Source organism: Streptomyces sp. BK022 (genome assembly GCF_004217355.1).
Classification (GTDB): Bacteria; Actinomycetota; Actinomycetes; order Streptomycetales; family Streptomycetaceae; genus Streptomyces; species Streptomyces griseoluteus.
The window spans coordinates 1137638-1150549 of sequence record NZ_SHKU01000002.1 but is presented as its reverse complement, the minus strand read 5'-3'; the positions used below and the strand labels follow the sequence as shown (position 1 = coordinate 1150549).

Here is a 12912-nt window from a genome sequence, read left to right as displayed (position 1 = left end):
ACCGTGGAGCGGCGGATGTGGCATGTACCCCGTGACCGCCGCTCCACGGGCACAAGACCCGCTCAGCCGAAGACGGCGAGGCTCTTGGCCTTGCCCTTCTGCTCCTCGACCAGCGCGAGGAAGCGGCCCTCGGGGTCGAACACCGCGACGGGACCGGCGCCCGCGTACACCTCGGGCATCTCCAGCCGGACGCCGTTGAGCAGCAGCCTGCCCCTCTTGGCGTCCACGTCCCAGCGCGGGAACGCGGCGGAGGCGGCCTCGGCGACCGGCATCACGGTCAGCTCCCCCTGGAGCTGGTCCAGGGTCCGCGCGGAGTCCAGCTTGTACGGGCCGACCCGCGTCCGGCGCAGCGCCGTGAGGTGGCCGCCGACGCCCAGGTCGGCGCCCAGGTCTCGGGCGAGGGCGCGGATGTAGGTGCCGGAGGAGCAGACCACGGAGACGACCAGGTCGAGCACGGGGGTGCCGTCCTCGGCGACCGCGTCCCGGACGTCGTACACCGTGAAGGAGGAGACCGTCACCGGCCGGGCCGGGATCTCGAAGTCCTCGCCCTCACGGGCCCGCTTGTAGGAGCGCACACCGTCGATCTTGATGGCGCTGACCTTGGACGGCACCTGCATGATGTCGCCGCTGAGCTTGGCGATCCCGGCGTCGATCGCCTCACGGGTCACCCTGGACGCGTCCGTGGAGGAGGAGATCTCCCCCTCGGCGTCGTCGGTGAGGGTGTTCTGGCCGAGCCGGACGGTGCCCAGGTACTCCTTCTCGGTCAGGGCGAGGTGCCCGAGGAGCTTGGTCGCGCGCTCCAGACCGAGGACGAGGACACCGGTGGCCATGGGGTCGAGGGTGCCGGCGTGGCCGACGCGGCGGGTCCGGGCGATCCCGCGCATCTTGGCGACCACGTCGTGCGAGGTGAAGCCCGACGGCTTGTCCACGATGACAAGGCCGTCGGGCGGGGTGGGCTTGGCTGTCATTCTGCGGCGTCGTCCGTCTCGTCGTCGGACTCCGGCTTGCGGTACGGGTCCGCGCCACCGGCGTACGCGGCGCCCGAGGACGCCTCGCGCACCTGGGCGTCGGACTGCCGGGCCCGGTCGAGGAGGTCCTCGATGTTGCGGGCCGTGTCCGGCAGGGCGTCCGCGACGAAGGTCAGCGTCGGCGTGAACTTCACCCCGGCCGCACGTCCGACCTCGGAGCGCAGGATGCCCTTGGCGCTCTCCAGGCCGGCGGCGACGGCCTGCCGCTCCTCGTCGTCGCCGTAGACCGTGTAGAAGACGGTCGCCTCCCGCAGGTCACCCGTGACCCGCGTGTCCGTGATGGTGACGTGCGAGCCGAGCCGCGGGTCCTTGATCCCACGCTGCAGCTTCTGGGCCACCACCTCACGGATGAGGTCCGCCAGCCTTTTCGCCCGAGCGTTGTCGGCCACTGGTCCGTCTCCCGTTCTTTCTTCTTCTTCGCGTTCGTCGCGTTTCTTCGGTCAGTCGTCGTCGCCGTGGAAGCGCCGTCGCACGGACAGCAGCTCCACTTCGGGGCGGGCGGCGACCAGCCGTTCGCACTGGTCCAGTACGTCGGTGAGGTGCGCCGCGTCGCCGGACACCGTGGCGAGGCCGATGAGCGCTCGCCGGTGCAGGTCCATGTGGTCCACCTCGGCCGCGCTCACGGAGTACTTCCGCTGGAGTTCGGCGACGATCGGGCGGACGACGGAGCGCTTCTCCTTCAGCGAGTGGACGTCGCCGAGGAGGAGGTCGAAGGACAGAGTCCCCACGTACATGTGTAACCGGTTGACCCGCCGGTACGGGATCGGTGGTCTAAGCACCGTACCGCTTACCCGCCGGTGGCTCGACAGGGTTTCCGCGCCACCTGGGGGCTCCTCCCCCAGACCTCCGGCCTGTGCCCACCCGCCACCCGACACTGTCGGCTGAACGGCCGACCGGGACGGGTGGAACGGGTAGGTGAACGGGGGTCTGGGGGCGGAGCCCCCAGGGACGGCGCGTCGGCCGACAGGTCCAGGACCCGTCGGCCGACGCACAGCGCAGCGTTACGCTCGCGGCTTCTCGCGCATCTCGTAGGTCGCGATGACGTCGTCGACCTTGATGTCGTTGAAGTTTCCGAGGTTGATACCACCCTCGAAGCCTTCGCGGATCTCGGTGACGTCGTCCTTGAAGCGACGCAGACCGGAGATGTTGAGGTTCTCCGCGATGACCTTGCCGTCGCGGAGGAGGCGCGCCTTGGTGTTGCGCTTGACCTCGCCCGACCGGACCAGGACACCGGCGATGTTGCCCAGCTTGGACGACTTGAAGACCTCGCGGATCTCCGCCGTGCCGAGCTCGACCTCCTCGTACTCCGGCTTGAGCATGCCCTTGAGGGCCGCCTCGATCTCCTCGATGGCCTGGTAGATCACCGAGTAGTACCGGACGTCGACACCCTCGCGCTCCGCCATCTGCGCCGCGCGGCCCGCAGCGCGGACGTTGAAGCCGATGACGATGGCGTCGGAGCCGGTCGCCAGGTTGATGTCGGACTCGGTGACCGCACCCACACCGCGGTGCAGGATGCGGATGTCGACCTCTTCACCGACGTCGAGCTGGAGCAGCGAGGACTCGAGGGCCTCCACCGAACCGGACGCGTCGCCCTTGATGATGAGGTTGAGTTCCTGCACCAGACCGGCCTTGAGGGCCTCGTCCAGGTTCTCCAGGGAGAACCGGACACCGCGCCGGGCGAAGTTGGCGTTGCGCTCGCGCGCCGCCCGCTTCTCCGCGATCTGACGGGCCGTACGGTCCTCGTCGACGACCAGGAAGTTGTCGCCGGCGCCCGGGACGTTGGTGAGACCGAGGACGAGGACCGGGGTCGAGGGACCCGCCTCTTCCACGTTCTCGCCCTTGTCGTCGAGCATCGCGCGGACACGGCCGTACGCGTCGCCGACCACCATGGTGTCGCCGACCCGCAGGGTGCCTCGCTGGACCAGGACGGTCGCGACGGCGCCGCGGCCGCGGTCGAGGTGGGACTCGATCGCGATGCCCTGCGCGTCCTGCTCCGGGTTGGCCCGCAGGTCGAGCGAGGCGTCCGCGGTCAGGACCACGGCCTCGAGCAGGCTCTCGATGTTGAGGCCCTGCTTGGCGGAGATGTCGACGAACATGGTGTCGCCGCCGTACTCCTCGGCCACCAGACCGTACTCGGTGAGCTGACCGCGCACCTTGGTCGGGTCGGCGCCCTCGACGTCGATCTTGTTGACCGCGACCACGATCGGCACGTCGGCCGCCTTGGCGTGGTTCAGCGCCTCGACCGTCTGCGGCATGACGCCGTCGTTGGCCGCGACCACCAGGATGGCGATGTCGGTCGACTTCGCACCACGGGCACGCATGGCGGTGAACGCCTCGTGACCCGGGGTGTCGATGAAGGTGATCTTGCGCTCTTCGTCGTTGACCTCGGTCGTGACCTGGTACGCACCGATGTGCTGCGTGATACCGCCGGCCTCGCCCGCGACGACGTTCGTCTTGCGGATGGTGTCCAGCAGTCGGGTCTTACCGTGGTCGACGTGACCCATGACGGTCACGACCGGCGGACGCGGCACGAGGTATTCCTCGCCACCCTCGTCCTCGCCGAACTCGATGTCGAAGGACTCGAGCAGCTCGCGGTCCTCCTCCTCCGGGCTGACGATCTCGATGATGTAGTTCATCTCGCCGGCGAGGAGCTGCAGCGTCTCGTCGGAGACGGACTGCGTGGCAGTGACCATCTCGCCGAGGTTCATCATCACGGCGACGAGCGACGCCGGGTTGGCGTTGATCTTCTCCGCGAAGTCGGTGAGGGACGCACCGCGCGACAGGCGGACGGTCTGTCCGTTGCCGCGAGGCAGCATCACGCCGCCGACCGACGGGGCCTGCATGGCCTCGTACTCCTGGCGCCTCTGACGCTTCGACTTGCGACCGCGACGCGCGGGACCGCCGGGACGGCCGAAGGCGCCCTGCGTGCCACCACGGCCACCCGGACCACCGGGACGACCGCCGAAGCCGGGACGGCCACCGCCGCCACCGCCGGGACGGCCGGCGAAGCCGCCGCCACCGCCACCGGGACCACCGGGACGGCCGGCGAAGCCGCCACCGCCACCGCCACCCGGACGACCGGCGAAGCCGCCGCCGCCCGGACGACCGCCGCCGCCACCGGGGCGACCGCCGGCACCGGGACCGCGGCCACCGGGGCCACCGCCGCCGGGACGCGGACCCGCAGCGGGACGCTGCGGCATCATGCCGGGGTTCGGACGCGGACCGGCCGGGCCGGGACGCGGGCCGCCCTGCGGGCGGGGCATGCCGGCGGGCGACGGACCGGGACGGCCCGGGGACTGCGGACGGGGACCGCCGCCCTGAGCGCCCGGACCCTGCGGACGGGGACCGGCGCCGGGGGCACCGGGACCGCCGGCCGGACGGGGGCCGCCCTGCGGACGGGGCGCCTGCGGGCGCGCCATTCCGGTGGAGCCACCGGAGGTGAAGGGGTTGTTGCCCGGACGGGGACCGGCCGGACGGGCGCCGGGGCGCTGGCCCTGGCCACCGGGGCGCTGGGCACCCTGGCCGGGACGGCCCGACTGGCCCTGACCCTGACCGCCCTGGCCGGGAGCGGCCGGACGGGCGCCACCGGGCTTGGGGGCGCCGGGACGGGCGCCGGCGGGACGCGGGGCCTGCGTGGCGGGACCCTGCGCGGCGGGGGCCTGCGGAGCCTGGGCGGCCGGCGGAGCGGTGAACTCCGGGGTGGCCGGGGCCGGGCGCGGCGCGGGCTTGGGACCCGGCACCGGACGCGGGCCGGAAGCGGCCGGCGCGGGAGCCGAGGGAGCCGCCGGGGCAGCGGGCTGCTGCGCGGCGGGCTTGGGGGCGCCCGGCTTCGGGGCAGCCGGACGTGCCGACTGCGCCGGGGAGGGCGCGCCGGGCTTGGGGGTCGCCTTGCGCGGGGCGGGCTTGCCGGCGGACTTGCCGTTGCCACCGCCCTGGAAGGCGTCGGTCAGCTTGCGTACGACAGGCGCTTCGATCGTCGAAGACGCCGAACGGACGAATTCACCGAGTTCCTGGAGCTTGGCCATGACGACCTTGCTCTCGACACCGAACTCCTTGGCGAGTTCGTATACCCGGACCTTAGCCACTTCGCTCCTTTGAGGTCCGGGTGATGCCGGACCGTCGCTAGTTCATGGGCGTACTCATCGCGTACTCATCGAGTGCTCATCGCAATCTCGACCTGCTTTCGACTCGCGAGGTACCAGGCCGCCGCGGTGTTCCGGGCGGCACTTCTTACGGTGTTGCCTGTTCGGCAACTGTTGTCTGCTCGACGTATCGGCGCAACGCGTTTGTGTCGAGCGCTCGCGGGGCGCGCAGTGCCCGCGTGAACGCCCGGCGGCGAACCGCCTGGTCCAGACAGACCGGTGCCGGGTGTACATAAGCACCCCGGCCGGGCAGCGTACCGCGAGGATCGGGGACGCAGGCGTCCTCGATCATCACGATCCGCAGTAGATCGTTCTTGGCCGCTCGCTTCCGGCACCCCACACAGGTGCGTTCAGGGCATGCTCGGGTGTGCGTCCGGCCAGACACGGTTAAGTCTACCTCCCCGTACCGACCTCACCCCTTTGGGGCAGAGATCGAACAGTTGCAGTGTGGTGAACGGTCACGATCCGGTCGGGATCTGTCCTGATCTTTTCGGTGATCAAGGCAGGCCCCGGACCGGATCGCGTCGGCGGACGGGCCGAGCTAGTCGTTGACCTGCTCGGTGTCCGGCCGGATGTCGATACGCCAGCCGGTGAGGCGGGCGGCGAGCCGGGCGTTCTGGCCCTCCTTGCCGATCGCCAGCGACAGCTGGTAGTCCGGCACGGTGACCCGCGCGGAGCGGGCGGCGAGGTCCACGACCTCGACCTTGCTCACCCGAGCGGGTGACAGGGCGTTCGCCACCATCTCGGCCGGGTCGTCCGACCAGTCGACGATGTCGATCTTCTCGCCGTTCAGCTCGCCCATCACGTTGCGCACCCGGCCGCCCATCGGGCCGATGCAGGCGCCCTTGGCGTTCAGGCCCGAACGGGTGGACCGCACGGCGATCTTGGTGCGGTGGCCGGCCTCGCGGGCGATGGCGGCGATCTCCACCGAGCCGTCCGCGATCTCCGGCACCTCCAGGGAGAAGAGCTTCTTCACCAGGTTGGGGTGGGTGCGCGAGAGGGTGACCGAGGGGCCGCGCACGCCCTTGGCGACGCGGACCACGTAGGAACGCAGCCGCATGCCGTGCTGGTAGGTCTCGCCGGGGACCTGCTCCTGCACCGGCAGGATGGCCTCCAGCTTGCCGATGTCCACCAGCACGTTCTTCGGGTCGCGGCCCTGCTGGACCACGCCGGTGACGATGTCGCCCTCCCGGCCGGCGTACTCACCGAGCGTGGCGTCGTCCTCCGCGTCGCGCAGCCGCTGCAGGATGACCTGCTTGGCGGTGGTGGCGGCGATCCGGCCGAACCCGGAGGGGGTGTCGTCGAACTCGCGGCGCTCCTGCCCCTCCTCGACGTCCTCCGGGTCCTCCTTCGCCCACACGGTCACGTGACCGCTCTGGCGGTCCAGCTCCACGCGCGCGTGGCGGCGGCTGCCCTCGGTGCGGTGGTACGCGATGAGGAGGGCCGACTCGATCGCCTCGACCAGCAGGTCGAAGGAGATCTCCTTCTCCCTGACCAAGCCCCGCAGGGCGCTCATGTCGATGTCCACGGCTACGCCTCCTCCTCTTCCTTCATGTCCGTCTTGTCCTTGCGGTTGAACTCGACCTGCACCCGCGCCTTGGCGATCTCCGGGAAGGTCAGCCGGCGGTTGGTGGCCTTGCGGCCCTTCACACCGGGGACCTCCAGGTCCACGCCCTCGTCGTCCGTGCCGAGGATGCGCGCGACCACTTCGCCGCCGTCGGCGAGCTGGAACTTCACCAGCCGGTCCACGGCGCGCCGGTAGTGGCGGGGTTCGGTCAGGAGGCGCTCGGCGCCCGGGGTGCCGACCTCCAGGTCGTACGCCTGGTCGCCCATCGCGTCGGTCTCGTCGAGCTTCGCCGAGAGCGCGCGGCTCACATCGGCGATCCGGTCCAGGTCCGCTCCGGTGTCGGAGTCGACGACCACGCGCAGCACACGCTTGCGTCCGACGGAGTCGACGGCGATCTCCTCGAGATCCAGCCCCTGGGAGGTGACGAGCGGTTCGAGCAGCTCTCGCAGCCTCTCGCTCTGGGTGGTGCTCATCCGGGTGACTCCTCGGCCGCGTGTGCTGTTGTGGGATGGTCGCGTGTCTGGTCAAAGGGTATCCGGTCGCGATGGGTGTTGCCGTCCACCCTCGGCGGGCCCGCACCTCCCGCGCGTCCGTCCGGTGGGCGGCCGGGGGTGAGGAACGGTGCCGGTGAGTGGTGCGGGGACGGGGCGCGGGTACGGTGATCACGGGCGGGCGGCCTGTTCGAAGGGCCCCGCTCTCCGGTGCCTTCCCCCGCCTCGCCCCCGCGTCTGCCCCGTCCCTCCCCGTACGAGTTCCCCGAGGACGTCTGCCGTGTCGTACTCCCCATCGCCGCGCGCCCGTTCGGGGCCGCGCAGAAGAACCCTGCTCGCCTCCCTGGCCGGTGCCACGGCCCTGCTGACGGGCTGCTCGGCCGGTTCGGACCCCGCCGAGCGCGCGGCCTCGGCGGCCACCCGCGCCCGCGCGCGGGCGGCGCGGGACAGCGCCGACCTGCTGGCGCGCTACGACGCGGTGCTCGACGCGCACCCGGCGCTCGCCGACCGGCTGTCCCCGCTGCGGGCCGCGGTGGCCGCGCACCGGGACGCCTTCGGCGGCGCGCCCGAGACGCCGGCCGGCAAGACGCCGAAGGGCGCGAAGGCGCCGAAGTCGCCCTCGCCGGCGCCCACCGCGTCGGCCGACCGCAAGGAGGCGCTGACCTCGCTGGCGTCCGCCGAGCGGACCGTGGCGGACCGGCGCGCGGCGGCGCTGCTGGAGGTGCCGGGCGAGCTGGCCCGGCTGATGGCATCGGTGTCGGCGGCCGGAGCCGCGCACGCCTATCTGCTGACGGAGGCGGCGAAGTGAGTGACGGCGAGAAGACGAAGCAGGCCGAACTGACCGCTCTCCAGGCCGCGTTGGCGGCGGAGCACGCGGCGGTGTACGGCTACGGGGTCGTCGGCGGCCGGATCGGCACGCCCCGGCGGGGCGAGGCCCGCTCCGCCTACGACGCCCACCGCGCGGCCCGCGACACCCTGGCCCGCTCGGTCCGCGACCTGGGCGGGGAGCCGGTGGCGGCGAGCCCCGCGTACGCGCTGCCCTTCTCGGTGGCGGACTCCTCGGCCGCGCTGCGCCTCGCCGCGGAGCTGGAGGAACGTCTCGCCGGGGTCTACGCCGACCTGGTCCGCGCCACCAGCGGCTCCCGCCGTACCACCGCCACCGCGTCCCTGCGCGAGTCCGCGGTACGCGCGGCCCGCTGGTCCGGCCGTACCCCCGCCTTCCCCGGCCTCGCGGAACGCACCGACGACACCACGGGCCGGGCCGGCGCGGCGGACACCGCTCCTTCCGGGTCCCCGACGGCCTGAGCGGGCACCCCAGCCGTGCCCCCCGGGCCGGACCGGCGGCTCTGAGGGGGTACGTGGAAGGCGTAGCCTTCCCTGGGCCTTCGGTTGCGGGGGTCCGTGGGGAACAGCAGGCGGACGCAGGAGAAGGGGAACGACTCGCGCATGGCTTTGGAACCGCCCCGGCGACTGGTCCGGGCGAGCCGGGAGACCGCGCCGCCCGGTGACGACTGGCTGGCGGGACTGCCCGAGGCGGCCGAACGGGCCGTCACCGGACGCGAGTTGACCGTGGACCGGGTGCAGGTGCCGGGCGGCCGGAGCAGCCTGGTGCTGCTGGTGCGGCGCGCGGACGGCAGCCCCGCCGTGCTGAAGCTGGCGCCCGCACGCGCGCGGCCGGAGAGCGAGCGAGCCGCGCTGGCGCACTGGGGCGGCCTGGGTGCCGTACAGCTCCTGGACGGTGGGCCCGAGGACGTGGCGGAGGGTGCTCTGCTGCTGGAGCGGCTGCACCCGGACGTGTCGGTGCGCTCGCTGCCGGAGGCCAAGGCGCTGCTGGAGGCGGCCGGGACGCTGCGCCGCCTGTGGGTGGACCCGCCGGCCGGCGAGGGCGCGCACCGCTTCGAGACGGTGGCCGAGCGTACGGGACGGCAGGCCGAGGCGATGGCCGCGAGCGCCCTGACGGACCCCGACTCGGCGCCCCTGGTGGACGCGGCGCTGGCGGTGCGCGAGGAATTGCTGGCCGGGGCGCCGGACCACCGGCTGCTGCACGGCACGTTCCGGCAGAGCAAGGTGCTCGGCGGAGAGCGTCTGCCGTGGCTGGCGGTGGGCCCGGACCCGGTGGTCGGCGAGTCCGCGTTCGACCTGGCCCGGCTGGTGCGGGACCGGGTGGAGGACCTGATCGCGGTGCCCTCCGGCGCGGCGGTGACCCGGCGCCGGATCAAGCGGCTCGCGGAGTCGCTGGAGGTGGACCAGGAGCGGCTGCGCGGCTGGACGCTGTTCCGGGCCGTGGAGTCCGGAGTGCGTGCCCGGCGGGTCGGCCGTGAGCAGGACGCGGACCTGCTGCTGGAGTTCGCCACCTGGCTGTAGCGATACAGAGGAAGGCCCGGCCGCGTGGTGCGGCCGGGCCTTCTCACGTTTCCGCTCAGGCGGTGAGGCGGGCGATGGCCTCCTCGACCGTCAGCTCCTCGCGCTCACCGGTCTTGCGGTCCTTCAGCTCCAGCACGCCGTCGGCGGAGCGGCGCCCGGCGACCAGGATCTGGGGGACGCCGATCAGCTCGGCGTCGGTGAACTTCACGCCCGGCGACACCCCGGCCCGGTCGTCCACCAGGACGCGGACGCCCGCGGCGGACAGCTTCTCGGCGACGTCGAGGGCCAGCTCGGTCTGGAGCGCCTTGCCCGCGGCGACCACGTGCACGTCGGCCGGGGCGACCTCCTTGGGCCAGCACAGGCCGTGCTCGTCGGCGGTCTGCTCGGCGAGGGCGGCGACGGCGCGGGAGACACCGATGCCGTAGGAGCCCATGGTGACGCGGACGGGCTTGCCGTTCTGGCCGAGCACGTCGAGCTTGAGGGCGTCGGCGTACTTGCGGCCGAGCTGGAAGATGTGGCCGATCTCGATGGCCCGGTCCAGCTTCAGCCCGGCGCCGCACCGGGGGCAGGGGTCGCCCTCCTGGACGACGACGACGTCCACGTACTCGTCGACCTCGAAGTCACGGCCCGCGACGACGTTCCTGGCGTGCGTGTGCTCCTTGTTGGCGCCGGTGATCCAGTCGGTGCCGGGGGCCACGCGGGGGTCGGCGATGTACCTGACCTTCTCACCCAGACCCTGCGGGCCGACGTAGCCGCGCACCAGGTCGGGGCGGCCGACGAAGTCCTCGGCGGTGACCAGCTCGACGGCGGCCGGGGCGAAGTGCTCCTCGACCTTGCCCATGTCGACCTCGCGGTCACCGGGCACACCCACGGCGACGATCTCGCCGTCCACCTTGACCAGAAGGTTCTTCAGGGTGGCGGAGGCGGGGACGCCGAGGGAGGCGGCGAGGGTCTCGATGGTCGGGGTGTCCGGGGTGGGGATCTCCTCCAGCGCGGGCACGGCCGAGCCGTCGACCGGGGCCAGCTCGTAGTGCACGGCCTCGGTGTTGGCGGCGAAGTCGCAGTTGGGGCAGTCGGCGAAGGTGTCCTCGCCGGCCTCGGCGGGGGCGAGGAACTCCTCCGACCGGGAGCCGCCCATGGCACCGGCGGTGGCCGCGACGATGCGGTAGTCGAGGCCGAGGCGCTCGTAGATCCGCTGGTAGGCGGCACGGTGCAGGGCGTAGGAGGAGGCCAGGCCCTCGTCCTCGGTGTCGAAGGAGTACGAGTCCTTCATCAGGAACTCGCGGCCGCGCAGGATGCCGGCGCGGGGGCGCGCCTCGTCCCGGAACTTGGACTGGATCTGGTACAGGATCACCGGCAGGTCCTTGTAGGAGGACGCCTGGTCCTTCACCAGCAGGGTGAAGATCTCCTCGTGGGTGGGGCCGAGGAGGTAGTCGCCGCCCTTGCGGTCCTGGAGGCGGAACAGCTCGGCGCCGTACTCGTCCCAGCGGCCGGTGGCCTCGTAGGGCTCGCGGGGCAGCAGGACGGGGAGGACGACCTCCTGGGCGCCGATGGCGTCCATCTCCTCGCGCACGATCCGCTCGACGTTGGCGAGGACCTTGGTGCCCAGCGGCAGCCAGGACCAGATGCCGGCGGCGGTGCGGCGGACGTAACCGGCGCGGACGAGGAGCTTGTGGCTGAGGACCTCGGCGTCCGCCGGGTCGTCGCGCAGCGTCTTCGCCAACAACTTGGACATGCGCTGGACCGGTACGTTCGCCATTGTTCTCGTACTCCTGCCGGAAATGTAGGTGATGGCTAGGAGGTTAGCCGGGCCGCCCGCACGGGTGGAAATCGGTTATGGACGCCGCAGCGGGAGGGGGGCGCCCATGACCGCGTACGGCTTGGGGGCGCTCGGGAAGTGGACCTGGCGGGCCAGGTCGGTGTAGCCGAGCGAGTGGTAGAGGCCGCGGGCGGGGCTGTCGGTGTCGATGGCGGAGAGGATCGAGCGGGGTTCGGCGGCGCTGTCGGTGATGCGGGTGATCAGGCGGCGGCCGACGCCCCGGTTCTGGTGCCCGGGGTGGACGTGCAGCTCGGTGATGACGAAGGAGTCGTCGAGCCAGCCGTCGTTGCCCTCGGCGCGCAGGTAGGGCTCCACGATGGTGGACCACCAGTGGGCGCGGGAGTTGGGCATCCCGTACACGAAGCCGATCAGTGCGCCCCGGCTGGTGGCGCCGAGCGCGCGGGCGCCGGGCATGCGCATGTGGCGCTGGACGATCTGGCGGCGTACGGCGACCTCGTCGGGGCCGAGCCCGAAGGCGAGGGCCTGGACGGCGAGGGCCTCGTCGACGTGGGCTTCGAGGTCCAGGGTGCCGATCACGAGGTCCATGCGGGGAGCGTACAGGGGTGGCCCGGCGTGCCCGTCAGAAGAGGATGCTCATGAACTCGCCGACCTCCTGGAACCCCACCCTGCGGTAGGTGGCGCGGGCGGCGGTGTTGAAGTCGTTGACGTAGAGGCTGGCGACGGGCGCGATGTCGGTGAGGGCGTAGCGCAGCACGGCGGCCATGCCGGGGGCGGCGAGGCCCTTGCCCCGGTACTCGGGGGCGACCCAGACGCCCTGGATCTGGCACGCCTGGGCGGTCGCGGCGCCGATCTCGGCCTTGAAGACCACGGTGCCGCTGCTGTCGAGGCGGGCGAAGGAGCGCCCGGAGCCGACGAGTTCGGCGACGCGGGCCTGGTAGAGCAGTCCGCCGTCGCCGGCCGTCGGGGAGACGCCGACCTCCTCGGTGAACATGGCCACGCACGCCGGCATGATCGTGTCCATCTCGTCCTTGCGGACGCGCCGGACATAGGGGTCGGGCTGGATGTCCTCGGGCATGTGGTCGGTGACCATGAGGGGCTGGCGGGCCCGGACCTCGCGGGCGGGGCCCCAGTGCGGTTCCAGCAGGCGCCACAGCTCGGAGGTGGGTCCGGCGGGGCCGACTATGGAGGAACAGCGGCGGCCGGCCCGGCGGGCGCGGTCGGCGAAGGCACGGACGGCGCGGGGGGTGGCGCAGACGGGGACGAGGTTGGCGCCCGCGTAGCACAGGGACGTGAGCATGCCGTCCTCGTACCAGCCCCACATCTCTCCGCCGAGGCGCCAGGGATCGAGGCCGGCCACCTGGACGCGGGCGGTCACGAAGGCGTTGGCGACGGGCTCGCGGTCGAGGACCGCGAGCGCCGCGTCGAGGTCGCTCGGTTCGAGCACCCGTGAGGTGGTCTGGGTCAACACGTGCGGGGCCTCACCCTGGGGGTTCTGCTGTGGTCCCCGCACTATAGCTGCGCTGCTTCGGGGGTGCGCTCT

The 12912-nt window shown here is 72.4% G+C and carries 13 protein-coding genes; 3 read left to right on the top strand and 10 right to left on the bottom strand.

Annotated features, from left to right (window positions below; translation table 11 throughout):
- Positions 1–62: 62 nt before the first annotated feature.
- The 7 genes from truB to rimP form a co-directional block, all read right to left on the bottom strand.
- The gene (gene truB / locus EV284_RS11385) at positions 63–968 is read right to left on the bottom strand and encodes a tRNA pseudouridine(55) synthase TruB (RefSeq protein WP_130332836.1); all 906 of its coding nucleotides are present in this window, start codon (positions 966–968) and stop codon (positions 63–65) included.
- Complete coding sequence (gene rbfA / locus EV284_RS11380) at positions 965–1417, bottom strand: 30S ribosome-binding factor RbfA (protein ID WP_030817204.1); 453 nt, start codon at positions 1415–1417, stop codon at positions 965–967. Before rbfA ends, truB begins: the two co-directional genes overlap by 4 nt.
- A 51-nt stretch (positions 1418–1468) precedes the next feature.
- Positions 1469–1762 carry a DUF503 domain-containing protein gene (locus EV284_RS11375; RefSeq protein ID WP_030817206.1) on the bottom strand — a complete coding sequence of 98 codons (294 nt, stop codon included), beginning with the start codon at positions 1760–1762 and terminating at the stop codon, positions 1469–1471.
- A 267-nt stretch (positions 1763–2029) separates the two neighbouring features.
- Positions 2030–5113: a translation initiation factor IF-2 gene (infB, locus tag EV284_RS11370; protein WP_130332834.1), complete on the bottom strand. Its 3084-nt coding sequence runs from the start codon at positions 5111–5113 to the stop codon at positions 2030–2032.
- A gap of 145 nt (positions 5114–5258) precedes the next feature.
- Positions 5259–5555 carry a YlxR family protein gene (locus EV284_RS11365; RefSeq protein WP_078858668.1) on the bottom strand — a complete coding sequence of 99 codons (297 nt, stop codon included), beginning with the start codon at positions 5553–5555 and terminating at the stop codon, positions 5259–5261.
- Positions 5556–5711: 156 nt separating this feature from the next.
- Positions 5712–6698: a transcription termination factor NusA gene (gene nusA / locus EV284_RS11360; RefSeq protein ID WP_130332833.1), complete on the bottom strand. Its 987-nt coding sequence runs from the start codon at positions 6696–6698 to the stop codon at positions 5712–5714.
- Between the two features lie 2 nt (positions 6699–6700).
- Entirely contained in the window at positions 6701–7210 is a 510-nt protein-coding gene (gene rimP, locus EV284_RS11355; protein ID WP_130332831.1) for a ribosome maturation factor RimP, read from the bottom strand.
- 298 nt (positions 7211–7508) lie between these two features.
- On the opposite strand from rimP, the gene EV284_RS11350 reads away from it, so the two are divergent.
- From EV284_RS11350 to EV284_RS11340, 3 genes are all read left to right on the top strand, one after another.
- A complete protein-coding gene (locus EV284_RS11350) occupies positions 7509–8036 on the top strand; it encodes a hypothetical protein (RefSeq protein WP_130332829.1) in 528 nt (175 codons plus the stop codon).
- Positions 8033–8533 carry a ferritin-like domain-containing protein gene (locus tag EV284_RS11345; RefSeq protein ID WP_130332827.1) on the top strand — a complete coding sequence of 167 codons (501 nt, stop codon included), beginning with the start codon at positions 8033–8035 and terminating at the stop codon, positions 8531–8533. Before EV284_RS11350 ends, EV284_RS11345 begins: the two co-directional genes overlap by 4 nt.
- Before the next feature lie 141 nt (positions 8534–8674).
- A complete protein-coding gene (locus tag EV284_RS11340) occupies positions 8675–9592 on the top strand; it encodes an aminoglycoside phosphotransferase family protein (protein WP_130332825.1) in 918 nt (305 codons plus the stop codon).
- 55 nt (positions 9593–9647) lie between these two features.
- Here the strand turns inward: EV284_RS11340 and EV284_RS11335 are convergent, their stop codons facing one another.
- The 3 genes from EV284_RS11335 to EV284_RS11325 all read right to left on the bottom strand — a co-directional run bounded on the left by EV284_RS11335 (position 9648) and on the right by EV284_RS11325 (position 12840).
- A complete protein-coding gene (locus tag EV284_RS11335) occupies positions 9648–11351 on the bottom strand; it encodes a proline--tRNA ligase (RefSeq protein ID WP_130332823.1) in 1704 nt (567 codons plus the stop codon).
- Between the two features lie 75 nt (positions 11352–11426).
- Positions 11427–11957 carry a GNAT family N-acetyltransferase gene (locus EV284_RS11330; RefSeq protein WP_130332821.1) on the bottom strand — a complete coding sequence of 177 codons (531 nt, stop codon included), beginning with the start codon at positions 11955–11957 and terminating at the stop codon, positions 11427–11429.
- 34 nt (positions 11958–11991) lie between these two features.
- Positions 11992–12840 (bottom strand): GNAT family N-acetyltransferase, encoded by an 849-nt coding sequence (locus tag EV284_RS11325; RefSeq protein ID WP_130332819.1) that lies wholly within the window; start codon positions 12838–12840, stop codon positions 11992–11994.
- Positions 12841–12912: the final 72 nt, after the last annotated feature.

Excerpts from the sequence above, each read along its gene's own strand:
- truB (WP_130332836.1), bottom strand. The coding sequence starts at position 968 with ATGACAGCCAAGCCCACCCCGCCCGACGGCCTTGTCATCGTGGACAAG.
- EV284_RS11375 (WP_030817206.1), bottom strand. The coding sequence starts at position 1,762 with ATGTACGTGGGGACTCTGTCCTTCGACCTCCTCCTCGGCGACGTCCAC.
- rimP (WP_130332831.1), bottom strand. The coding sequence starts at position 7,210 with ATGAGCACCACCCAGAGCGAGAGGCTGCGAGAGCTGCTCGAACCGCTC.
- EV284_RS11340 (WP_130332825.1), top strand. The coding sequence starts at position 8,675 with ATGGCTTTGGAACCGCCCCGGCGACTGGTCCGGGCGAGCCGGGAGACC.
- EV284_RS11335 (WP_130332823.1), bottom strand. The coding sequence starts at position 11,351 with ATGGCGAACGTACCGGTCCAGCGCATGTCCAAGTTGTTGGCGAAGACG.
- EV284_RS11330 (WP_130332821.1), bottom strand. The coding sequence starts at position 11,957 with ATGGACCTCGTGATCGGCACCCTGGACCTCGAAGCCCACGTCGACGAG.